The sequence below is a fragment of the Pseudogulbenkiania sp. FW507-F1 genome (assembly GCF_058781125.1).
The window spans coordinates 128,385-150,769 of the sequence record NZ_JBYSWM010000004.1 but is presented as its reverse complement, the minus strand read 5'-3'; the positions used below and the strand labels follow the sequence as shown (position 1 = coordinate 150,769).

At 64.9% G+C, this 22,385-nt stretch carries 17 protein-coding genes; 6 read left to right on the top strand and 11 right to left on the bottom strand.

The window, feature by feature from the left end; translation table 11 throughout:
* Positions 1-29: 29 nt before the first annotated feature.
* The 7 genes from AC3WG5_RS04205 to AC3WG5_RS04175 are packed head-to-tail and all read right to left on the bottom strand — an operon-like array spanning position 30 to position 7,597.
* Positions 30-1,118, bottom strand: a complete 1,089-nt coding sequence (locus tag AC3WG5_RS04205; protein ID WP_492567904.1) for a dihydrolipoamide acetyltransferase family protein — start codon at positions 1,116-1,118, stop codon at positions 30-32.
* Positions 1,119-1,167: 49 nt separating this feature from the next.
* Positions 1,168-1,620 carry a pyridoxamine 5'-phosphate oxidase family protein gene (locus AC3WG5_RS04200; protein WP_492567903.1) on the bottom strand — a complete coding sequence of 151 codons (453 nt, stop codon included), beginning with the start codon at positions 1,618-1,620 and terminating at the stop codon, positions 1,168-1,170.
* 13 nt (positions 1,621-1,633) lie between these two features.
* Positions 1,634-2,608 (bottom strand): alpha-ketoacid dehydrogenase subunit beta, encoded by a 975-nt coding sequence (locus AC3WG5_RS04195; protein ID WP_492567902.1) that lies wholly within the window; start codon positions 2,606-2,608, stop codon positions 1,634-1,636.
* Positions 2,605-3,651, bottom strand: coding sequence for a pyruvate dehydrogenase (acetyl-transferring) E1 component subunit alpha (gene pdhA / locus AC3WG5_RS04190; protein WP_492567901.1), 1,047 nt, complete (start codon positions 3,649-3,651; stop codon positions 2,605-2,607). The genes AC3WG5_RS04195 and pdhA overlap by 4 nt, the downstream gene beginning before the upstream one ends.
* Complete coding sequence (acsA, locus tag AC3WG5_RS04185; RefSeq protein WP_492567899.1) at positions 3,648-5,429, bottom strand: acetate--CoA ligase; 1,782 nt, start codon at positions 5,427-5,429, stop codon at positions 3,648-3,650. Before acsA ends, pdhA begins: the two co-directional genes overlap by 4 nt.
* Positions 5,430-5,441: 12 nt before the next feature.
* Positions 5,442-6,215, bottom strand: a complete 774-nt coding sequence (locus AC3WG5_RS04180; protein ID WP_492567898.1) for a slipin family protein — start codon at positions 6,213-6,215, stop codon at positions 5,442-5,444.
* Positions 6,216-6,217: 2 nt separating this feature from the next.
* A complete protein-coding gene (locus AC3WG5_RS04175; protein ID WP_492567897.1) occupies positions 6,218-7,597 on the bottom strand; it encodes an NfeD family protein in 1,380 nt (459 codons plus the stop codon).
* A gap of 241 nt (positions 7,598-7,838) precedes the next feature.
* On the opposite strand from AC3WG5_RS04175, the gene AC3WG5_RS04170 reads away from it, so the two are divergent.
* Positions 7,839-8,582 (top strand): EAL domain-containing protein, encoded by a 744-nt coding sequence (locus AC3WG5_RS04170; protein WP_482581563.1) that lies wholly within the window; start codon positions 7,839-7,841, stop codon positions 8,580-8,582.
* A gap of 7 nt (positions 8,583-8,589) precedes the next feature.
* Here the strand turns inward: AC3WG5_RS04170 and AC3WG5_RS04165 are convergent, their stop codons facing one another.
* The 4 genes from AC3WG5_RS04165 to tyrS form a co-directional block, all read right to left on the bottom strand.
* The gene (locus AC3WG5_RS04165; protein ID WP_492567896.1) at positions 8,590-10,185 is read right to left on the bottom strand and encodes a DNA recombination protein RmuC; all 1,596 of its coding nucleotides are present in this window, start codon (positions 10,183-10,185) and stop codon (positions 8,590-8,592) included.
* A gap of 291 nt (positions 10,186-10,476) precedes the next feature.
* Positions 10,477-12,192, bottom strand: coding sequence for a single-stranded-DNA-specific exonuclease RecJ (gene recJ, locus AC3WG5_RS04160; protein ID WP_492567895.1), 1,716 nt, complete (start codon positions 12,190-12,192; stop codon positions 10,477-10,479).
* The gene (locus AC3WG5_RS04155) at positions 12,189-13,211 is read right to left on the bottom strand and encodes a hypothetical protein (protein WP_482581569.1); all 1,023 of its coding nucleotides are present in this window, start codon (positions 13,209-13,211) and stop codon (positions 12,189-12,191) included. Before AC3WG5_RS04155 ends, recJ begins: the two co-directional genes overlap by 4 nt.
* A gap of 100 nt (positions 13,212-13,311) precedes the next feature.
* Positions 13,312-14,532, bottom strand: a complete 1,221-nt coding sequence (gene tyrS, locus AC3WG5_RS04150) for a tyrosine--tRNA ligase (protein WP_492567894.1) — start codon at positions 14,530-14,532, stop codon at positions 13,312-13,314.
* Between the two features lie 243 nt (positions 14,533-14,775).
* On the opposite strand from tyrS, the gene AC3WG5_RS04145 reads away from it, so the two are divergent.
* From AC3WG5_RS04145 to AC3WG5_RS04125, 5 genes are all read left to right on the top strand, one after another.
* Positions 14,776-16,113, top strand: a complete 1,338-nt coding sequence (locus AC3WG5_RS04145; protein ID WP_008952740.1) for a M23 family metallopeptidase — start codon at positions 14,776-14,778, stop codon at positions 16,111-16,113.
* Complete coding sequence (locus AC3WG5_RS04140) at positions 16,113-17,210, top strand: anhydro-N-acetylmuramic acid kinase (protein ID WP_492567893.1); 1,098 nt, start codon at positions 16,113-16,115, stop codon at positions 17,208-17,210. The genes AC3WG5_RS04145 and AC3WG5_RS04140 overlap by 1 nt, the downstream gene beginning before the upstream one ends.
* A gap of 254 nt (positions 17,211-17,464) precedes the next feature.
* On the top strand, positions 17,465-19,765 hold the full coding sequence (locus tag AC3WG5_RS04135; protein ID WP_294863310.1) for a DNA translocase FtsK: 2,301 nt from the start codon (positions 17,465-17,467) through the stop codon (positions 19,763-19,765).
* Between the two features lie 90 nt (positions 19,766-19,855).
* Complete coding sequence (hemH, locus tag AC3WG5_RS04130; RefSeq protein WP_492567892.1) at positions 19,856-20,944, top strand: ferrochelatase; 1,089 nt, start codon at positions 19,856-19,858, stop codon at positions 20,942-20,944.
* A gap of 169 nt (positions 20,945-21,113) precedes the next feature.
* Positions 21,114-22,346, top strand: coding sequence for a branched-chain amino acid ABC transporter substrate-binding protein (locus AC3WG5_RS04125; RefSeq protein WP_014087329.1), 1,233 nt, complete (start codon positions 21,114-21,116; stop codon positions 22,344-22,346).
* Positions 22,347-22,385 lie beyond the last annotated feature (39 nt).

Here is a 22,385-nt window from a genome sequence, read left to right as displayed (position 1 = left end):
ATGGCGGGCTCCAGTCGGCGTTGCAGCGGTTAGAGGGCGTCCGGCTGTTGCAACAGCTGACGGATTTCGGCCAGGAACAGCGCGCCGCGATGACCGTCGCTGGCGCGGTGGTCGCCGGACAGGCTGGCGATGACGCTCGGCATGGCCACGCATTGGCCCTGCTCCACCCATGGCCGTTCCATCACCTTGCCGAAGCCGACCAGGGCGACTTGCGGCGGGTAGATCACGCCGAACACCGACTCGCTGCCCTGCTCGCCCAGATTGGTCACGGTCAGGGTCGGGTCGGCCATCTCGGAGCTGCGCAGCGAACCGGCGCGAGCGCGCTGCACCAGGTCGGCGAGTTCGCGCATCAGCACCGCGAGCGGCTTGGCGGCGACGTCGTGCAGTGCCGGGGCGATCAGGCCGCCCTGGCGCAGCGAGATCGCCACGCCGAGGTGGGCGGCGGGGGCGGCGCGGAAGGCGCCGTCGATCCAGTGGCCGTTCATCTCGGGGTAGCGGCGTGTGGCCAGCGCCACTGCCTTGAGCAGCAGCACGGCGGGCAGCAGGCGCTCGGTGACGGGCAGTTCGGCGTTGCGCCGCTCCAGCCAGGCGAGGGCCGACCGCAGCGGGATGGTGTCGGCCAGGTAGTAGTGCGGAATCTCGCGCTTGGAGCGGCTCATCGCCGCCGCGATGGCGCGGCGCATCTCGGCGCCGCGATCGGGCGCCGGGGCGGCACTGGCCGCCTTGGCCTCGACATCCTGCAGGGTGATCGCCCCCTCCGGTCCCGAGCCGCTGAGGCTGGCGAGGTCGACGCCAAGCTCGCCGGCACGCTTGCGCGCGGCCGGCGAGATGCGGTGGCGCTCGGCGCCCCTGGTGGGCAGCACGGCGTTCTCTGCCGTTTCGCCCGGGGCCAGCAGCAGCGCGATCGGGGTGCCGACGGGCACCTTGTCGCCGATGTCGATCAGCAGTTGCCGCACGGTGCCGTCGACCCAGCTTTCCACGTCGACGGCGGCCTTGGCGGTATCGACGATGGCGACGATGTCGCCGCGCTTGACCGTGTCGCCGGGGTGGATTTTCCACTCCAGCAGCTTGCCTTCGTCCATGTCGGCACCGAGCGAGGGCAGTTTGAATTCGATCATGAACGGCCTTTCCGTTGGCGCCGGGTTTCGCCGCGTGGGTGGGGTGGCATCACACTTCCAGGTACTCGGTGTAGCCGAAGCCCTGGCGGTAATCGAGCAGCGAGATGACCTGCGGTGTGACCTTGATCACCGCCAGTTCGCTGGCCATGGTTTCCACCGGACCCATGTCTGCGATTTGCGGGAACTTGGTCTGCATCAGGTCGAGGGCCTGCTCGATCTCGTCCGGGTCTTGCACTTCTTCGGCGGTGCCGCCCAGCGACAGCCCCCGGATCTCGTGCCAGTCGGTGTAGTCGTGATCGATGGCGAGCGAGACCTTGTTGTTGAGCCGGATGTTGCGCAGCTTTTGGGCGTGCACGTCACAGCACAGGTAAATCGTCAGCCCGTCGTTGACGTAGGCGACGGTGGTCGCCTGGGGGTAGCCGTCCTCGCGGACGGTGGCGATGGTGCAGAGATTGTGGGTATTCATCACTTCCAGCACCCGCTGGCGTGCGACGTCATCCATGGCGACTCTCCGGTTAGGTTCCGCAGACGGTGCGTACCGCCGCGGCGATGCTGGCCACCTGGGGCAGCGCGGCCTCTTCCAGGTGGCGGGCGTAGGGAATGGGGACTTCGGCACTGCATACCCGCACGGGCGGTGCGTCGAGCTCGTAGAACGCCTGCTCGGTAAGGCGGGCCACCACCTCGGCCGCGAGGCTGCCGCTCTTCCAGCCCTCGTCGACGACCACCACGCGGTGCGTCTTTTGCAGCGATGCCAGCAACGTGGCGTCGTCGAGCGGACGCAGCACGCGCAGGTCGATCACCTCCGCCTCGATGCCCTCTTGCGCCAGTTTCTCCGCCGCGTCCAGCGCCTTGCCGAGCAGCCCGCCGTAGGCGATCAGGGTGACGTCGTTGCCGTTACGTCGCACCCTGGCGGAACGGATGTCGACTTCGACGTCTTCGGCCAACTCGCCTTCCACGTTGTAGAGCTGGCCGTGCTCGAACAGGATCACCGGGTCGGGGTCCTGCAGCGCCGGCCACAGCATGCCGCGCGCGTCTTCCAGCGTGGCCGGCGCCAGCACGCGGATGCCGGGAATGTGGGCGTACCAGCCTTCCAGGCTGTGCGAGTGCTGCGCGGCGAGCTGGCGTCCGGCGCCGGTGGTCATGCGGATCACCAGCGGCACCGAGCATTGCCCGCCCGACATGTGGCGCAAGGTGGCGGCGTTATTGACGATCTGATCCAGCGCCAAGAGGCTGAAGTTGACGGTCATCACCTCGACGATCGGGCGCAGCCCGCCCAGCGCCGCGCCGATGCCGGCGCCGACGAAGGCGAGTTCGGAGAGCGGCGTGTCGCGGATGCGCTCGGGGCCGAACTCCGCCAGCAAACCCTTGGACACGGCATATGTGCCGCCGTAGCGGCCGACGTCCTCGCCCATCAGGAACACGCGCGGGTCGCGCTGCAGCGCGTCCCGCATCGCTTCGCGCAGGGCTTCGCGGTAGCTGGTGTGGCTCATGATGCCCCCCCATCGACCGGGGTATGGACGTCGCGCAGCAGGTCGGCGACCGGCTCCCAGTGGCCGGCGTCGGCAAACGCCACGGCGTCGTCCACCTCGCGCCCGACCTCGGCGTCGAGCACCAGGAACTGCTCTTCGGCCAACCTGCCCTGGGTTTTCAGTCGCGCGGTGTAGGTGTGGATCGGTCCGTGCTCCTTCCAGTGCTCGATTTCCGCCTTGTCACGATACAGGTCGGGGTCGAACATCGAGTGCGCGCGGAAGCGGTAGGTCTGGAACTCAAGGAAAAACGGCTGCTGCGCGGCGCGCACCGTGTCGGCGGCCTCGAGCGCGGCCGGGTAGGTCGCCACCACGTCCATGCCGTCGACGGCGCGGGCAGCGATGCCATAGCTGGCGGCCTTGCGGCACAGGTCGGTCTGCGCCTGGGCGCGCGGCAGCGCGGTGCCCATGGCGTAGAGGTTGTTCTCGCAGCAGAACAGCACCGGCAACTGCCACAGCGCGGCCAGGTTCATCGACTCGTGGAAGGCGCCCTCGGGGACGGCGCCGTCGCCGAAGAAGCAGGCGGTGACGCGGCGGATGCCCTGCATGCGGTCGGCCAGCGCCAGTCCGACCGCCAGCGGCAGGCCGCCGGCGACAATGGCGTTGCCGCCGAAGAAGCGTGCCTTGGCGTCGAACAGGTGCATCGAGCCGCCGCGCCCGCGCGAACAGCCTTCCTGTTTGCCGAACATCTCGGCCATGATGGCGCGCATCGACACCCCGCGTAGCAGCGCCTGGCCATGCTCGCGGTAGGTGGCGACCACGGTGTCCTCCGGCGCCAGCGCGCGCATCGCGCCCGCCGCCACCGCTTCCTCGCCGATGTAGAGGTGCAGAAAGCCGCGGATCTGGCCGGCGCCGTACAGCTCGGCGGCCTTTTCCTCCAGCCGCCGGATGCGCAGCATGTCGCGCAACAGGCCTAGGGCCAGCTCCGGTGCGAACGGTACGGGCGCGGTGGGGACCGGGCCCGGCGGCAGCATCAGCTCGGCGTCGGCTTGGTTGGGCTGGCTCATGCGCCCTCCTCCAGTGTCGACAAATCGCCTTCCGGCAGCCCCAGCTCGCGCGCCTTGAGCAGACGTCGCATGATCTTGCCGCTGCGGGTGCGGGGCAGCGTCGGCAGGAAGGCGATCTCCTTCGGCGCCACCGCCGCCCCCAGGCGTTTGCGGGCATGGCCGAGCAACTCGGCGCGCAGCGCTTCGCTGGCCTCGACGCCACGCTTGAGCGAGACGAAGGCCTTCACCACCTCGCCCACCATCTCGTCGGGCTTGCCGATCACCGCGGCCTCGGCCACCGCCGGGTGTTCCATCAGCGCGCTTTCCACCTCGAACGGCCCGATCAGGTGGCCGGACGACTTGATCACGTCGTCGGCGCGGCCGACGAACCAGTAATAGCCGTCGGCATCACGCCGGGCCAGGTCGCCGGTGAGGTAAAGCTTGCCGGAAAAACACTTGCGATAGCGCTCGTCCTGCCCCAGGTAGGCGCGGAACATCGACGGCCAGCCAGCCTTGAGTGCGAGCTCGCCGACGGCATCCGCGTCGCCCAGCACCTCGATGGGCCGGTCCGGCTGGTGCCGCCGCACGATGCAGGCCTCGACACCAGGCAGCGGCTTGCCCATCGAGCCCGGCTTGATCGGCATCGCCACGGTGTTGGCGATCATGATTCCGCCGGTTTCGGTCTGCCACCAGTTGTCGTGGATCGGCAGGCCCAGCACGTCCGCGCCCCACCACACCGCTTCCGGGTTGAGCGGCTCGCCGACGCTGGCGATGAAGCGCAGAGCGGGGAGATGGAACTGGTGCGCCAGCTCCGGCCCGGCCTTCATCAGCATGCGGATCGCGGTGGGCGCGGTGTACCACACGCTCACCCGCTCCTCCTGCAGGACGCGGTACCAGTGTTCAGCGTCGAACTCGGCCTCGTCGATGATGCTGGTCACGCCGTGCAGCAGCGGCGCGATGATGCCGTAGGAAGTGCCGGTGACCCAGCCGGGGTCGGCGGTGCACCAGTAGATGTCCTGCGGATGCAGGTCGAGCGCGTACTTACCGGTGACGTAATGGGTGAGCGCCGCGCCGTGCACGTGCAGCGCCCCCTTGGGCGTGCCGGTGGTGCCGCTGGTGAAGTGCAGCAGCGCCGGGTCGTCGGGCCGGGTGGGAACGATGGCGAACTCGTCGGCGGCCTCCGCCATCAGCCGGCCGAGATCGAGCGTACCGGGCTCATCGGGCGTGGAAGGGTTGGCCGAAGCCCCCTCGTCGTCGACCAGCAGCACTTGGCGTAGCGACGGCATCTGCGCCCGCATCGCGGCCACCTTGCGACGATAGAGCGACGCGGTGGTCACCAGCAGCGCCCCCTGCCCGAGTTGCACCCGGGTGGCGATCGGCTCCGGGCCGAAGGCGGAGAACAGTGGCGACACCACCGCGCCGGCCTTGAAGCTACCCAGTACCGCGAGATACAGCTCCAGGCGTCGTCCGCACAGCACGAACACCCGGTCGCCGCGGCCGATGCCAAGACCAGCCAAGACGTTGGCGAAGCGGTTGCTGAGGCGGCGCAGCTCGTCGTAATGGATGTCGCGGCGGCTACCATCGGCGGACAGCAGGCGCAGCGCGGTGTGCCCGGCGCGTTCCCCCAGGGCGTGGCGGTCGACCGCTTCATGGGCGAGGTTGAGCCCGCCATCCGGCAGGCCCGCCAGCTCGCGCCGCTCAGCGTCCCACGAGAAAGTGCGACACACCGCGTCGCGATCGCCCAGGTTGGGCGGCAACGGCAGCGCCGCCACGTCCTTGTTGATCAGAGTCGGTCGCACGGCGGCTCCTCGTCAGTGTTGCCCGTCGCCCGGCTTGGGAGGCGTGATTCCGAGGCTGGACAGCAGGTCGATCGGCATGGGGAACACGATGGTCGAGCTCTTGTCGCCGGCAATTTGCGTGAGCGTTTGCATGTAGCGCAACTGCATCGCCTGCGGTTGGCGCGCCAGCATCTGCGCTGCTTCCAATAGCTTGACCGAGGCCTGCAGCTCGCCTTCGGCGTGGATGACCTTGGCGCGCCGCTCACGCTCGGCTTCGGCTTGCCGCGCAATCGCCCGGACCATGGTTTCGTTCAGGTCGACGTGTTTGATCTCGACGTTGGAGACCTTGATGCCCCAGCTGTCGGTCTGGGCATCGAGCACCTTTTGGATGTCCAGGTTGAGCCGTTCGCGCTCGGACAGCAGCTCGTCCAGTTCGTGCTTGCCCAGTACGGCACGCAGCGTGGTCTGTGCCAGCTGGCTGGTGGCTTCGTGAAAATTGACGACCTGAATGATCGCCCGCTCCGGATCGACGACCCGGAAATAAACGACCGCGTTCACCTTCACCGACACATTGTCGTGGGTGATGACGTCCTGCGGCGGCACGTCCATCACCACGGTGCGCAGATCCACCCGCACCATCTGCTGCACGCCCGGGATGATCAGGATCAGGCCGGGGCCCTTGACCTTCCAGAAGCGGCCCAGCGTGAACACCACGCCGCGTTCGTATTCGCGCAGGATGCGGAACGACGACGCGATCAGCAACACGATCAGCAGTATGACACCGCCGCTGCCCAGTCCGAATGCCATGACTACGCTCCTTTCGTGGTTTCGCCGTAAGGCTCCACGCTCATGATCAGGCCGTGGCGGCCGGTCACCCGCACCCGCTGGCCGCGACGCAGCGGCACCGCGCTCTCGACCCGCCATTGCTCGCCCTTGATGGTGGCCCAGCCCTCGCTTTGCAGGTCGTCGATGATTTCGCCGGTACTCCCGATCAGCCGCACCTCTCCGCTCACCACCGGGCGCCGGCGCGCCTTCAGCGCCATGCCCGAGATGAAGAAGATGAACAGGCCGGAGCCCGCCGCGAGTGCCACGATCAGCCCGATCGGCACCCCGAAGCCGGGCAGGTCGGTATCGATCAGCATCACCCCGCCGATGACGAACATGACGATGCCGCCGATGCCCAGTGCGCCGAAACTGGGCAGAAAGGCCTCCGCCACCATGCACCCCAGGCCAAGCAGCATCAGCGCCAATCCGGCGTAGTTCACCGGCAGCATCTGCAGGGCGTACAGCCCGAGCAGCAGGCAGGTGGCGCCGACGAGACCGGGCACGACGAAACCGGGGTTGGAAAATTCGAACAGCAGACCGTAGATGCCGATCACCATCAGGATCATGGCGACGCTGGGGTCGGCGATGACGCCGAGAAAACGGCTGCGCCAGTCGGGCTGCAGCGTGATCACGGCGGCACCGGCGGTGTGCAGCACCCGCTCATCCGGCCCGATCTTGACCTTGCGGCCTTGCAGCTTTACCAACAGATCAGGGACATCGCGTGCCGTCAGGTCGATCACGTTCCGGGCCAGCGCCTCGTCGGCCGACAGGCTGACCGCCTCGCGTACCGCCTGCTCGCCCCAGGCGACATCGCGGCCGCGCAGTTGCGCCAGGCCGCGGATGTAGGCGGCGGCGTCGTTGATCTGCTTGTGGGTCAGCGTGTCCTGGGTGCTGCCGCCCTGCTCCTGAGCCGCTTCGCTGCTGCCGGATTTGCCGCTCCTGGCGGATGGCTGTTCCGGCTGCGCGCCGGTGATGCCGATCTGAATCGGCGTGGCAGCGCCCACGTTGGTGCCGGGGGCCATGGCGGCGATGTGGCTGGCGTAGAGGATGTAGGTGCCGGCGCTGGCGGCGCGCGCGCCGCTGGGGGCGACGAAACTTGCCACCGGCACCGGTGACGCCAGGATGGCCTTGATGATCTGCCGCATCGAGGTGTCGAGCCCGCCCGGGGTGTCCATCTGCAGCACCACCAGTTGCGCCCCTTCTTTCTCGGCGCGGGCCAGGCTGCGCGTGACGTGATCGGCGCCGACCGGGCCGATGGCGCCGGTGAGCGGTATTAGCATGACGGGTGGTTGTGGTGTGGCCGCAGTCGCCCCACCCAGTAACAGTCCGAGCCAGATCATGATGATGTGCCACAGCTTCATCATCGCAGGCGGTCCAATCGATCACGCGACAGTCTAAATCTAGACCATGAATCCGGTGGGCACGGCGAATTGCCGCTCAGCCTGCGCCGCCGCCGTTCTGGCAGGGCGCATCGCCGGGGTCGTCAACACGCTGCGCTGCAGCGGGAAGCCCCTCGCCATGGCCGGTTGGCGGCAAGGATTGTTGAGCTTTTTATCATGAAACGGGATAGAATCTCGATAAATAAAACCAATAATTATTCTCACTATGACTTTGCTACTTTCTCATCCTGCCGATCTCTCCGTCGACGTCCTGCTGGACACGATAGAGCACCAGCGCATCGGTACCGAATATCAGGTTCTGGTCGATACGGTTTCGCTGGCAACGGTGGGTCACGAAGCGCTGGCCCGCTTCTACCGACGCGACGGGACGGCCCTGCCGCCACAGCTGGTGTTCGACGCCTTGCACCACTCTCCTTTCACCCTGTTCCAGGTCGAGCTGTTGGCCAAGCGCTTCCAGATTGCCGCTGCGCCGCCGGAGGGGCTGCTGTTTCTGAACGTCGATCCGGATGCCTTCATGCAGCCGGTCAGCGACGAGCGCCGCCATCCGATGCTGGCGCTGTTCGAGTCGCCGCAACGGCTGGTGGTGGAAATCATCGAGAATTCCAGCGTGCAAGAGGCGCATCTGAGCCAACGCTTGGCCGAGATCCTGAAGGCGCACGGCGTGCGTCTGGCGCTGGACGATATCGGCAGCCCGGAGTCGATGCTGTCGCTGACGCTGTTGGGCGGGGTCGACTATTTCAAATTCGACCGTTCCTGGCTGGCGCGGCGCGGCGACCCGGCCGGGATGCGACTGCTCAAGGCGCTCTTGGGCTACGCGCGCGAGCTGGGCAAGCAGTGCGTGCTGGAGGGGGTGGAAACGGAGCAGGACCTCGAGCTGGCGCGCGAGCTCGAGGTCGATCTGGTGCAGGGGTTTCTATTCCGGGAGCGGTTCCGGCTGGTGCGGGCCTGACGCCGGCTTACTCCTCGTCGGCTTCGTCGCCAGACTCCAGCGCCAGGTGCGAGGCGAGCTGCTTGTTCGACTTGATGCCAAGCTTGCGCAGTTTCTCGGCGCTGGTGATGAGGTTGCCGCGGCCGATCTGCAGCTTCTTCATCGCGTCGCCGAAGGTGTCACGGGTGGTGTCGAGCTGCTTGCCGAGCTTTTCCATGCTGTCGACGAAGCCGACGAACTTGTCGTACATCGCCCCGCTCTGGCGGGCGATTTCCTGGGCGTTCTGGTTCTGGTACTCGTAGCGCCAGATGCTGGCGACGGTGCGCAGCGTGGCCAAGAGTGTGCTCGGGCCGACGATCATGATGCGGCGCTCGAACGCCTCGTTGAACAGGCTCATGTCGTGCTGTACCGCCAGCAGGTAGGCCGGTTCGACCGGCACGAACATGAACACGAAATCCAGCGTATTGAGCTTGTACAGATCCTGATAGCGCTTTTCCGACAGGGTGCGGATGTGGGCGCGGATGGCGGCAATGTGCGCCTTCAGCTCCGCTTCGCGCAGCACGTCGTCGCTGGCGGCGGTGTAGCGCACGTAGGCGTTGAGCGACACCTTGGAATCGACCACCAGCTGCTTGCCTTCCGGCAGGTCGATCACCACGTCCGGCTGGTAGCGGCGGCGGCTGCCGTCCTCGGTCTCGACGGTGTCGGACACCTGCACGCGGTACTCGCGGTCCTTGTGCAGGCCCGAGGTTTCCAGCACCTTCTCCAGCACCATCTCGCCCCAGGTGCCCTGTGCCTTGCTGTTGGCGCCGGTAAGCGCGTTGGTCAGCGCCACGGCGTCGTGGTTGAGGCGGGTGTTGAGTTCCTGCAGCCGGCGCAGCTCCTGCTCCAGCGTCAGGCGCTCTTTCGAATCCTTGTCGTAGGTGTCCTGCACCAGCTTGCCGAAGTTCTGGATGCGCTCGTGCAGCGGCGTCAGCAGCGAGCCCAGGTTTTCCTTGTTCTGCTCGGTGAAGCGGCGCGATTTTTCCTCGAGGATCTCGCTCGCCAATGTTTTGAACTGGTTGGACAGCGCTTCCTTGGCGTCGTCGAGTAAGGCCAGCTTCTCGCGCGTCTGCTGGCGCTCCTTGTCGAGCGTGGTGACCAGCTCTTGCTCGCGTGCAGTCAGTCGAGTGATGTCTTCGGCCAACCTCGTGGCCAGTTCGCGTTCCTTGATCACCTGAAGCTGCGAGGCTTCCAGCTGACGCCCCTGCTCGGCGCGCGCCGCCAGCTGGCTCGCGGTGTCGCGCAGTTCGCGCGTCAGCTGCTCGATGGTGCGCTCGCGCTCGCCCAGCACCTGCTCCAGCTCCGGCACGCGCTGGGCACGGGTGGCATAGCTGGCGATGCGCTGCTGGTTGTCGCCCAGCTGCTGGCGGGCTTCGGCCAACGTCGCGGCCAGGTCGCGCTCGCGCCCTTTCAGTTCGTCGACCTGCATCTGGCAGGCCTTCAGCTGCGCGGCGAGTGCCGCATTTTCGGACAAAGCTTCGCCACGGCCGCGCTGATACTCGGCCTGGGCGCGCGATTTTTGTACCGACCACAATGCGGCGCCGCCCACGATCAGGCCAACCAGCAGTCCGATGATAATTTCCATTGTTTATCAGTGCCTTGTCGAAATAAGTTCAGATAGATGCGGAGCTTGTGAGGCGGCGTTTGTCTGATGAAAAACGATATGGAATCAGTGGTCTGGGTTGATTCATCAAGCCAGATTATGAGGATGGATCGAACTCCCCTCCAACGCCGGACAATCCATCACGTCATTCGATCCACGATTCTTCTTTAACGGCAATGCCTTGCGACGGAATATTCGATCCGATTCGAGCTTTGATGCGTCAGATTGAGCTTAATTATTGTTGTGGTATTTCATCGGCTTGCATGATTTTCTTCAGACTGACTGTCGGTCGCCCTGCCCGGCCGGCAGCTGCCAGTGGTCGAGGTAAATCTGCAGCTCCTTGCGGTTCTGCCATTCGTTGGCCACCACCTGGTACACCGCCTCGATCTCGTCCGGCAGCCAGTCCACTTGGTTGAAACGCATGGCGTCGAATTCCTGGCCATCCTTGAACAGCCGCAGCTTGAGGTGCTTGTCGCCGACGATGCGCTGCTGCATCACGTGGAAACGGTCGCAGAAGGTCGGCGGCGGAAAACCCTGCCCCCACACCTGCGCCGCCAGTTCCTCGGCAAAACCCAGGTGCAATTCGCGCGGCCCGAGGCTGCCATCGGTCTCCAGCGTGCGTGTCAGCTGCTGCTCGCTCATCCATTCGCGCGCCACGGTTTCGAAGGCCTGGCAGAAGGCGGGGAAATCGACTTCGGCGATGGTCAGGCCGGCGGCCATGGCATGGCCGCCGAACTTGCGCAGCAGCCCGGGATGGCGCTTGGACACCAGGTCGAGCGCGTCACGCAGGTGGAAGCCGGGAATCGAGCGTCCGGAGCCCTTGATTTCGCCCTCGTCACCCGGCGCGAACACGATGGACGGTCGGTGGAAGCGTTCCTTCAGGCGCGAGGCGACGATGCCGACCACGCCCTGGTGCCAGTCGTCGCGGTATAGGGCCAGCGTGTAGCGTTCGGCCGGATCGATGCTGGCGAGCACCGCCAGCGCCTCGTCCTGCATGCCATGCTCGATCTGGCGCCGTTCACGGTTCAGCGCGTCCAACTCCTGCGCCAGCTGCATGGCCTGGCTTTCGGTGGCCGCCAGCAGGCAGGCGATGCCCAGGCTCATGTCGTCGAGCCGGCCGGCGGCGTTCAGGCGCGGACCGAGCGTGAAACCGAGGTCGAAGGTGTTGGCCTTGTGCGCCATGCGCCCGGCGACGCGGAACAGCGCGGCGATGCCCGGCGTCATGCGACCGGCGCGCATGCGGCGCAGGCCGTTCTCCACCAGGATGCGGTTGTTCTGGTCGAGCCGCACCACGTCGGCCACGGTGCCGAGCGCGACGTAGTCAAGCAGCTCACCGAGGTTGGGTTCCGGCTTGTCACCGAACGCCCCGCGCGCGCGCATCTCGGCGCGCAACGCCATCAGCACGTAGAACATCACGCCGACGCCGGCCAGGTTCTTCGACGGAAACGGGCAGCCCGGCTGGTTGGGGTTGACGATCAGCGCGTCCGGCAGGGTGTCTCCCGGCAGGTGGTGGTCGGTGACCAGCACTTCGATGCCGCGCGCCTTGGCGGCTTCCACCCCGGCCACGCTGGCGATGCCGTTGTCGACGGTGACGATGATGTCGGGCTGGTGCTGTGCCGCCAACTCGACGATCTCCGGCGTCAGACCGTAGCCGTACTCGAAGCGGTTGGGCACGATGAAGTCGACGATGGCGCCGTGCGCCGCCAATCCCTTCATCGCCACGCTGCAGGCAGTGGCGCCATCGGCATCGTAATCGGCCACGATCAGCAGTCGCTCGCGCCGGGCGATGGCGTCGGCCAGCCGGCGCGCCATGGCATCGATATTCTTGAGCTGCTGGAATGGCAGCAGCGCCTTCAGGCTGCAGTCGAGCTCGGCGGGGCTGGTGATGCCGCGCGCGGCGAACAGGCGTGCCATCAGCGGGCTGATGCCTTGCGCCTGCAGCGTGGCGTGGTGGTCGGGCGGGACGGAGCGGGTCTGGATGCGAGTCATTCGGCGGGATAGAGCGAAGTGAGCGGACGCGCGCGGCGCCAGAATTTCCACAGGTCGGAACGGGTCACGTTGGCCGAAAAACCGGCCGGGCCGTGCGTCGTCAGGGTGAGCTGGCCGATTCGGCCGGACTTGAGAGCGGCCGCCAGCGGCGCGAACCAGTCAGTCTCCAGCTGCATCAGCGTGTCACGCCAGCCCCAGGCGTCGCGGTACTGCGCCGGTGCGAGCAGGCGGTCGAGATGCACCAGCGCGGAGGCTTCGCCATGCAGGGTCTCGGCCAGCGCGTCAAAGGCAAACGGAACGCTGTCGGCGCGCTGCCCGGCCTGTCGCGCCAACCCCTGCCAGGTGGGGTCGTCGCTGAATAGCCGTGCCTCCGGTGTCATCGGCTGGGTCCCCGCTTCGTCCTCGCCCCACAGCCAGACGCTGTTGACGCTCACTTCGCCCTGCGCCTCGCGCTGATCGTTGGTGGGGTGGGTGTAGAGCAGCATCTGCATCTCGTTGAGCCAGCGGCTCCACGTTAGCCCATTGCTGCCGCCCGGCAGGTGCTCGTTGATGTTCTCCCCCACCGCATCCATCAGCGGGGTGAAGCGGGCGCCGCTGGCAGCGGCCAGCCGAACGTACCAGCGCCCGGGTTGCGGCGCGTAGAAGGTCATGCCGTCCTCGGCGAAGTGCCGGTTCAGGCTCCCGACCAGGGCGTCGGCCTCGTGCTGCGCCAGGTTCATCACCCCGACGTCGGCCAGCAGCGCACGGTCGCGGTCGATACGCACGTGCACCGGATCGGCGATCAGCCAGTGGCCGGTGGCGGCATCCAGACCGGCAGCGAGGGCGTCTTGGCGTGCCGGGGCGAGGCGCGAGAGGCCGAAGCTTTGGGCGGTCAGCGCCGACAGGGGGCCAGGCGCGGCGTCGATCCGGGCGCGGCCGAGCAAGGTCGCCAGCGCCGGCAGCGCCAGTCCCTTGAGCACCTCGGCGCCGTCGTGGGCGTCGAGCCAACTCAAGCCAGGGACGATCAGGGTCAGTTTCATCGAGTGGAATCCAGGTGGGAATGACGACGCCCCGCAGGGGCGCGGCGTCGGAGCGAAAGGTTGGCCGAAATCTTCTACCAACCAGTGGCCATCGCGTGGTTTAGGCCAGCGTTACGCGGGCGAACTTCCGTTTGCCCACCTGCAGTACCACAGTCACCCCGCGGTCCAGTTGCAGGCCCTTGTCTTCCACCTTCTCGCCGTCGACCTTGACGCCGCCCTGCTGGATCATGCGCAGCGCTTCCGAGGTCGATGCGACCAGTTGCGCCTCTTTCAGCACGTTGCCAATCGCCATCGCCGCGCCGTCGAGGGTCACGGTCACTTCCGGCAGGTCGTCGGGGATGGCGTTCTTCTGGAAGCGCGCCTCGAAGTCGGCCAGCGCGTCGATTGCCGCCTGCTCGTTGTGGAAGCGCGCCACCAGTTCCTGCGCCAGCAGCACCTTGATGTCGCGCGGGTTGCGGCCCTCGGCCACTTCCTGCTTGAACTGGGCGATCTCATTCAGCGGGCGGAACGAGACCAGCTCGTAGTAGCGCCACATCAGCGTGTCGGAGATCGACATCACCTTGCCGAAAATCTCGCTGGCCGGCTCGGCGATGCCGATGTAGTTGCCGAGCGACTTGGACATTTTGTTGACGCCGTCCAGGCCTTCCAAGAGCGGCATCATGATCACGCACTGCGGCTTCTGCCCGTGCTGCTGCTGCAGGGTGCGGCCCATCAGCAGGTTGAATTTCTGGTCGGTGCCGCCCAGTTCGATGTCGGCCTGCATCGCCACCGAATCGTAACCCTGCATCAGCGGGTACATGAATTCGTGGATGGCGATCGGCTGGTTGCCGTGGAAGCGCTTGTGGAAGTCGTCGCGTTCCAACATGCGGGCCACGGTCGAACCGGCCGCCAAGCGCAGCATGCCGGCGGCGCCCAGCTCGCCCAGCCACTTGGAGTTGAAGCAGATCTCGGTCTTGGCCGGGTCGAGAATCTTGTAGACCTGCTCGGCGTAGGTCTTGGCGTTGATCTGGATCTGTTCCGGCGTCAGCGGCGGACGGGTGGTGTTCTTGCCGGATGGGTCGCCGATCATGCCGGTGAAATCGCCGATCAGGAACATGATCCGGTGACCCAGGTCCTGCAGCTGACGCATCTTGGTCAACACCACGGTGTGGCCCAGGTGCAGATCGGGAGCGGTCGGGTCGAAGCCGGCCTTGACGCGCAGCGGGCGGTTTTCCTTCAGTTTCGCGATCAGTTCCGCTTCGATCAGCACCTCTTCGGCGCCGCGCTTGATGACGGCGAGAGCGTCGTCGATGGAAATGTCCGGACGTGCAACGGTGGTCATTCGGTGATCCTTGTTACCTGTAATTTCCGCCGGTTTCTCCACCAGGAAGTTGCGATATGTCCCTGTTTTATCTGGAGATTAGGGTTCACCCGGCGGGGGGCATCTGTTAGTATGCGCGCTTTGCCCCGGAACTCATCGCGTTCGCAGGGGGACCAAGGCGAGGTTGGCCGGAACGGCCCTTCTCATTGGCATACTGAATTTACGCAAGGCAGGAAACGCTCCCTGCCCAGACTCTAGAGAACAATGGATTATCGCAAACTGCTCAAGTTACCGCAAAGTTGTGTGCATCGCCTGATGAATCACCGCCTGAGCTGGCTCGGCCTGGCCGCTTCCCTGCCCCTGTTCGGCGTGGTGACGGCGTTTGCCGTGGCCGGCAACGGTGATCAGCCCGAACCGCCGCACATCGATGTTGAAACCGTCACCCAGCGCCTGGCCTTGCCCGTCTACACCTCCAGTGTCAGCACCACGCCCTACTGGCGTGACGAACAGGTCCAGCGCGGCGACACCCTCGGGCGGCTGCTCAACCGCCTCGGTGTCGGCGACGGCGAAGCCCAGCGCTTCCTCAATTCCAGTCCGCTGTCGAAGAACCTGCTCAAGCTCAAGGACGGTCAGACACTCTCGGTGCAGACCAACGACGCCGGCGAACTGTTTGGCCTGCGTTTCCTGAACGACGATGAAAACGGCGAGCAAGTCATGGTCGCCATTGAAAAGGCCAATGGTCAATGGCGCGCCAGTGCCGATCCGCTGGAAACCCAGACCATCCAGTCGATGCGCTCGATCGACATCGAGTCCGGAGGCGTCGGTGCGGCCCTGTCGCGCGCCGGGGTGCCGCCAGAGATTCGCGCCCAGCTCAACGAAATCTTTACCGACCGCTTCGAACTCGCCAGTCTGAAACAGGGTGACCGCATCAACCTGGTATTCGAAAGCCTGCTGTTCAACGGCTCGCCGATCGCCAACGGCAACCTGCTGGCAGCCGAGGTCGAGCATGGCGGGCAGAGTTACCGTGCCTACTATTTCGCCCACGACAGCGAATCCGGCGCCTACTACGACGAAAACGGCAATCCGATCAAGAAAGGCTTCAACGAACAGCCGGTGCGCGGTGCGCGCATCAGTTCCGGTTACGGTATGCGCTACCACCCGGTGTTGCACTCGCTGCGCATGCACAAGGGGGTGGACTACGCCGCCGTCACCGGTACGCCGATCGTCGCCCCGGCCGACGGCATCGTCGCCACCGCCGAGACCGAAAACGGCTACGGCAACGTCGTCGTCATCCGCCACAGTGCCAAAATGTCGACGCTATACGGCCACATGAGCCGCTTTGCGCCGGGCATGCATGCCGGCAAAAGCGTCAAGGCGGGCGATCTGATCGGTTACGTCGGCTCCACCGGCCGCTCCACCGGTCCGCACCTGCATTTCGAGGTGCGCATCAACAACGAGGCGGTCGACCCGTCCACCGCCGCGCTGCCGACACCGGGCCTGTCCGCCCAGCAACGCTTGGCCTTCCGCCAAAGCAGCGTTAAGCTTTCTGCCAACCTCAAGCTACTGCGAGAGCTGCCGGTAACGGTAGCCCAACTGGACTGATGACTGAACGCTATATCGGACTGATGTCGGGCACCAGCCTCGACGGTGTCGACGCGGTGCTGGCCACCTTCGACGACGACGGCAACTGCAACGTGACTGTCGATTTCTTCGTGCCCTACCCTGCGCTGGTGCGCGACGCCGTGCTGGCCTTGCAACCGGCCGACGGCAACGAGCTGGACCGGGCGGCGCGCCTGGGTAACACCCTGGCCGGCTTGTACGCCGAAGCCGTGCGAGGCGTGCTGGATACGGGTGGGCTGAGTGCCGCCGACATCACCGCCATCGGTTGTCATGGCCAGACCATCCGCCATGCCCCACACGCCGGTTACACGCTGCAGATCGGCAACCTCGCCGGTCTGGCCGAAGCCACCGGCATCGACGTCTGTGGCGATTTCCGCAGCCGCGACATCGCTGCGGGCGGACACGGCGCACCGCTGGTGCCTGCCTTCCACGAGGCGCTGTTTGCGCATCCGGAGCAGGCCCACGCTATCGTCAACATCGGCGGCATCAGCAACCTCACCCGGCTCGACCCCGAGCAGCCGGTCATCGGCTTCGACTGCGGTCCAGGCAATATCCTGATGGACGCCTGGTGTCATCGCCATACCGGCGCCCGTTTCGACCAGAGCGGCGGCTGGGCGGCGTCCGGCCAGGTCGACGCCACGCTGTTGGAAAGCCTGCTGGCCGAACCGTTTTTCGCCGCGGAACCGCCCAAGAGCACCGGCCGGGACCTGTTCGATCTGACCTGGCTGGATGCCCATCTCGCAGGGTCCGAATTGGCTCCGGCCGACATCCAGGCTACCCTGCTGGAACTGACCGCGGTCAGTATTGCCGACGCCGTCGAGCACTGGGCGCCTACCGCTTCCTCTGTCTATGTCTGCGGCGGCGGCGCCATGAACGATCGCCTGATGGCAAGGTTGGCCGAAGCCTTGCCGGGACGCCAACTCTCCACCACTGCCGTGCTAGGCTTGCCGGTGCACCAGGTCGAGGCCGCTGCCTTCGCCTGGCTGGCGCGCCAGCTGATCCATCGCGAACCGGGCAATCTGGCAGCCGTAACGGGCGCGCGCGGTCCGCGCGTGCTAGGTGCGATCTATCCGCGCTAGTGTTGAACCCTGCTGTCTGTCACATCACTTAGATAGGTAGTCTGCACGCCGCCGCTCCTCCGTCAAACAATGGGGTGGCGGTGACCCGGGCATCATGCTTCAATGTGCCCGCTGCGTCGTTTCAAATGTCATGACTGTCCGTGCTACTTGGGCTCGGAGGCATTGACCTGCTCGCCGCAGGCTCAACGCCGCAATACGAATCCACGCCGGCTCGGGCTATAATCTCCCACTGTTATCGCCTTCCCAGAGAAAAAATGCGACTTTTCAAGCGAAAGGCCGTCGTCAAGAATAATTCGACCCCGCTCCCTCCCCGTCTCGTCAGCCTGTTGCGCGAGGCCTGGTGGCTGTTGATGGCGGTGGCCGCGGTATACCTCGTCCTCATCCTTGCCAGCTACTCGCCGCACGACCCATCCTGGTCGCATAGCTCTCCCGACCCTTCGGTACGCAACTACGGCGGCGCCTTCGGCGCCTGGGTCTCAGACCTGATGCTCTACCTGTTTGGGCTGTCCGCCTGGTGGGTGGTGGTGTTCTGTCTGGTGGCCATCAGCTGGGGCTACAAGCGAATAGAAACGCTAGGGCTGCGCCTCAATCCGATGACCGTTGCCGCCATCGCCGGCTTCTTCATGCTGCTTTTGGCCAGCGCCGGGCTGGAAGGCCTGTTCCTGGCCGGCAAGGCACTCCGGCTGCCGCTTGCTGCCGGCGGCATGCTGGGGCATTTCCTCGGTAATGCGGCTTCACGCGCCTTTGGCCTCCCTGGCGCCACGTTGCTGCTATCGGTGTCAGGAGCCATCGGCCTGTCCCTGTTTACCGGCCTGTCCTGGCTCGACCTGATGGAGCGGATTGGTACCGCCATCGAAGAGAACGCCCTCAAGGCGTGGTACGCCTGGCAGGCACGCAAGGACCGCGAAATCGGACGCGAAGTGGCGCAACAACGCGAAAACAAGGTCACCACCGAAAAGAAAAAAGCTGAAGAAAAACCGCCGGTGCGTATCGAGCCGCCGGTGCTTGATATCCCCGTCTCACCCAAGGTGCAAAAACCGGTGCAACAATCGTTGTTCTCTGCGCCGGGTGATGGCGAACTGCCGGGACTGGCGCTGCTGGAGCCGCCCAAAGAACAGGCCGAACCGGTATCGCAGGAAACGGTCGAGTACACCTCGCGCCTGATCGAACGCAAGCTGGCCGACTTCGGCGTCGAAGTAAAGGTCATCGCCGCCTACCCCGGACCGGTGATCACGCGCTACGAAATCGAACCGGCTGTGGGCGTCAAGGGGGCCCAGATCGTCAACCTGATGAAGGACCTGGCGCGCGCCCTGTCGCTGGTCTCCATCCGCGTGGTGGAAACCATCCCCGGCAAGACCTACATGGGTCTGGAATTGCCCAATCCGAAACGTCAGATCGTACGCCTGTCGGAGATCATCGGGTCGGAAACCTACCAGAACCTCACCTCGCGCCTGACCATGGCGCTGGGCAAGGACATCGCCGGCCAGCCGATCTCGGCAGATCTGGCCAAGATGCCGCACGTGCTGGTGGCGGGCACCACGGGGTCGGGTAAATCGGTCGCCATCAACGCCATGATCCTGTCGCTGCTGTACAAGGCCACCCCGCGTGAGGTGCGCCTGATCATGGTCGATCCGAAAATGCTCGAACTGTCCATCTACGAAGGCATTCCTCATCTGCTGGCGCCCGTGGTCACCGACATGAAGCAGGCCGCCAACGCGCTCAACTGGTGCGTGGCCGAGATGGAAAAGCGCTACAAGCTGATGTCCAAGCTCGGCGTGCGTAACCTCGCCGGCTACAACCAGAAGATCAAGGACGCCGACAAGGCCGGACAGAAGATCCCGAACCCGTTCTCGCTGACGCCCGAAACGCCCGAGCCGCTGGAGACGCTGCCGCTCATCGTCGTGGTCATCGACGAACTGGCCGACCTGATGATGGTCGCCGGCAAGAAAATCGAAGAACTGATCGCCCGCCTGGCGCAGAAGGCGCGCGCCGCCGGCATTCACCTCATCCTAGCCACCCAGCGCCCGTCGGTGGACGTGATCACCGGCCTGATCAAGGCCAATATCCCGACCCGCATCGCGTTCCAGGTTTCGAGCAAGATCGACTCGCGCACCATCCTCGACCAGATGGGCGCCGAAGCGCTACTGGGTCAGGGTGACATGCTCTATCTGCCGCCGGGCACCGGTTACCCCCTGCGGGTACACGGCGCCTTCGTTGCCGATGACGAAGTGCATCAGGTAGTGGAGTATCTCAAGACCACTGGCGAGCCCGATTACGTCGAAGGCATCCTCTCCGGCCAGGCCGAAAGCGACGACGGCAGTGGATTCGATGCCGCTGGCGGCGGCGAAGGGGGCGAAGCCGATGCCCTCTACGACGAGGCCGTGGCTATCGTGCTGAAAACCCGCAAGGCGTCGATTTCCTCGGTGCAGCGTCACCTGCGTATTGGTTACAACCGCGCTGCCCGCCTGATCGAACAGATGGAAAGCGCCGGCCTGGTCTCGCCGATGGAAACCAACGGCAACCGCTCCGTGCTGGTCCCCGCGCGGGACGACTGATGCCCCCGGCCTGACGGCAGCCGCTTTACCCGGCTGCCGTTTTTCGGTCCACTGCCTTTTGCGCCTACTGTTACCCCTTAAGGACACGCCATGTCCCGCTACAACAAAGAACCCGCCTTTCAGCACGACTACACCCCCAAAACCGGTGTGCTGCTGCTCAACCTGGGCACCCCGGATGCGCCCACTGGCAAGGCCTTGCGTCCCTATCTCAAGCAGTTCCTGTCCGATCCGCGAGTAGTCGAACTTCCCCGTGCCCTGTGGTGGCTGATTCTCAACGGCATCATCCTCAACACCCGCCCGCGCAAGTCGGCTGAAAAATACGCGGCGATATGGGGCAAGGACGGCTCTCCCCTGCTCACCCACACGCAGCGCCAAACCAAGCTGTTGCGCGGCTATTTGGGTGAGCACGGCTATCGCAACCTGGTGGTCGACTTCGCCATGCGCTACGGCTCCCCTTCCGTGGAACAGGTCATCTCCGGCATGCGCGGCCAAGGGGTGGAGCGTCTCCTGGTTGTGCCGCTCTACCCCCAGTACGCCGCCTCTTCCAGTGCCACCGCGCTCGATGACGTGTTCCGCACCCTGATGAAGTTGCGCAACATGCCCGAGTTGCGCACGGTGCGACATTTTCATGATGACCTCGGCTATATCCGCGCCCTGGCGGAGCAGGTTCGGGCGCACTGGCAGCGGCATGGTCGTGCCGACAAGCTGGTCATGAGTTTTCATGGTGTGCCGCGCTTTACCCTGGACAAGGGCGATCCTTATCACTGCGAGTGTCAAAAGACCGGGCGTTTGCTGGCAGAGGCGCTGGGGCTGGGCAAGGATCAGTACGTTGTCTGTTTCCAGAGCCGTTTCGGCCGGGCTGAATGGCTGAAGCCCTACACCTCGGAAGTGCTGGCCCAGTTGGGAAAAAACCATACTGCTCGGGTCGACGTCATCTGCCCCGGGTTCGTCTCCGATTGCCTGGAAACCCTCGAGGAAATGGCGATGGAAGGCAAGGAAACCTTTCTGACCCATGGTGGCGGCGAATACCGCTATGTCCCCTGTCTTAACGACAGCCCGCAATGGATTGCGGCATTGGCGGGCCTGGTCGAGAAGAACCTTGCCGGTTGGGAGCCACGCACTGCCGAGCCGGCCGAGCAACGGCTGCTGCGCGCCAAGGGTATTGGTGCCACCAAGTAGCCGAGTCCTGCCCGTTTATTTTTGTCGGATTTGTGTCATTCAGTTCGTTGACAGGGTGAAAGTGCCTGCGCATAATCATTCGCAGCTGGAAGCTATTCCAAAAGAATAGACCTGCCGGTAAACATATAGATCGCTAAATCTACATAGATAAGATCAGGGGAAATCGAACATGAACAAATACGCTCGTCTGAGCCTCATCGCTGCTGCTGCCGTCACGCTGGTTGCTTGCGGCAAGCAAGAACAAAAAGCCGCTGAAGGTGGCGCTTCTGCCCCGCAAGCGGAAGCTAGCGGTCAAGCCGTTGTCAAGATCGGTCAAGTTTCTCCGATGACCGGCCCGATCTCCCATCTGGGCAAAGACAACGAATTCGGCGCACAACTGGCTATCGAAGACCTGAACGCCGAAGGCGTCGAAATCGGCGGCAAGAAAGTCAAGTTCGAACTGGTTTCCGAAGACGACCAAGGCGATCCGAAAATCGGCACCCAGGTTGCTCAGCGCCTGGTCGACGCCGGTGTGGTCGGCGTTGTTGGCCACCTGAACTCCGGCACCACCATCCCGGCTTCGAAAATCTACTCCGATGCCGGCATCCCGCAGATTTCCCCGTCTGCCACCAACCCCGACTACACCAAGCAAGGCTTCAAGACCACCTTCCGCGTTATTGCCAACGATGTGCAGCAAGGCACCGCTCTCGGCCAGTTTGCCGCCGATGGTCTGAAAGCCAAGAAAGTCGCCATCATCGATGACCGTACCGCGTACGGTCAGGGTCTGGCCGACGAATTCGAGAAAGCCGTCAAGGGTAAGGGTGTCAACGTGGTGAAGCGCGAATTCACCACCAACACCGCTACCGACTTCAACGCCATCCTCACCTCGATCAAGGCCACCCAGCCTGACGTGGTATTCTACGGCGGCATGGACGCCCAGGCTGGTCCGCTGGCCAAGCAGATGAAGCGCTTGGGTATCAAGGCCAAACTGATGGGTGGCGATGGCTGGCAGACTCCGGAATTCATCAAGCTGGCCGGCGATGCCTCCGAAGGCCAACTGGCTTCCAGCTGCGGTGTGCCGCGTGACAAGATGCCGGGCTTTGCCGAATTCGATAAGAAGTTCAAGGCCAAGTTCAACACCGAAGTGCAGATCTACGCTCCGTACGAGTACGATGCCGTTCGCGTTCTGGTCGACTCCATGAAGCGTGCCGGCTCGACCGATCCGAAGAAATACCTGCCTGAAGTGGGCAAGACCAGCTACACCGGTGTAACCGGCAAGATCTCGTTCGACGATAAGGGCGACATCAAGAACGGCGCGGTGACTGTTTACCAGGTCAAGAATGGCAAGTGGGAAGTGGTCTCCACCGTGGGTGGCGAACCGGTTGCCGCCGCTGCTGCTCCGGCTGCCAGCGCCGCCCAGTAATCGATCCCCGCAAGTTAAAACGGCGCCTTCGGCGCCGTT

What these genes read in the sequence shown, in the direction of transcription:
- AC3WG5_RS04205 (WP_492567904.1), bottom strand. Translation starts at nt 1,118, where the DNA reads ATGATCGAATTCAAACTGCCCTCGCTCGGTGCCGACATGGACGAAGGC.
- AC3WG5_RS04200 (WP_492567903.1), bottom strand. Translation starts at nt 1,620, where the DNA reads ATGGATGACGTCGCACGCCAGCGGGTGCTGGAAGTGATGAATACCCAC.
- AC3WG5_RS04195 (WP_492567902.1), bottom strand. Translation starts at nt 2,608, where the DNA reads ATGAGCCACACCAGCTACCGCGAAGCCCTGCGCGAAGCGATGCGGGAC.
- pdhA (WP_492567901.1), bottom strand. Translation starts at nt 3,651, where the DNA reads ATGAGCCAGCCCAACCAAGCCGACGCCGAGCTGATGCTGCCGCCGGGC.
- AC3WG5_RS04180 (WP_492567898.1), bottom strand. Translation starts at nt 6,215, where the DNA reads ATGGCATTCGGACTGGGCAGCGGCGGTGTCATACTGCTGATCGTGTTG.
- AC3WG5_RS04175 (WP_492567897.1), bottom strand. Translation starts at nt 7,597, where the DNA reads ATGATGAAGCTGTGGCACATCATCATGATCTGGCTCGGACTGTTACTG.
- AC3WG5_RS04170 (WP_482581563.1), top strand. Translation starts at nt 7,839, where the DNA reads ATGACTTTGCTACTTTCTCATCCTGCCGATCTCTCCGTCGACGTCCTG.
- AC3WG5_RS04165 (WP_492567896.1), bottom strand. Translation starts at nt 10,185, where the DNA reads ATGGAAATTATCATCGGACTGCTGGTTGGCCTGATCGTGGGCGGCGCC.
- recJ (WP_492567895.1), bottom strand. Translation starts at nt 12,192, where the DNA reads ATGACTCGCATCCAGACCCGCTCCGTCCCGCCCGACCACCACGCCACG.
- AC3WG5_RS04155 (WP_482581569.1), bottom strand. Translation starts at nt 13,211, where the DNA reads ATGAAACTGACCCTGATCGTCCCTGGCTTGAGTTGGCTCGACGCCCAC.
- tyrS (WP_492567894.1), bottom strand. Translation starts at nt 14,532, where the DNA reads ATGACCACCGTTGCACGTCCGGACATTTCCATCGACGACGCTCTCGCC.
- AC3WG5_RS04145 (WP_008952740.1), top strand. Translation starts at nt 14,776, where the DNA reads ATGGATTATCGCAAACTGCTCAAGTTACCGCAAAGTTGTGTGCATCGC.
- AC3WG5_RS04140 (WP_492567893.1), top strand. Translation starts at nt 16,113, where the DNA reads ATGACTGAACGCTATATCGGACTGATGTCGGGCACCAGCCTCGACGGT.
- AC3WG5_RS04135 (WP_294863310.1), top strand. Translation starts at nt 17,465, where the DNA reads ATGCGACTTTTCAAGCGAAAGGCCGTCGTCAAGAATAATTCGACCCCG.
- hemH (WP_492567892.1), top strand. Translation starts at nt 19,856, where the DNA reads ATGTCCCGCTACAACAAAGAACCCGCCTTTCAGCACGACTACACCCCC.
- AC3WG5_RS04125 (WP_014087329.1), top strand. Translation starts at nt 21,114, where the DNA reads ATGAACAAATACGCTCGTCTGAGCCTCATCGCTGCTGCTGCCGTCACG.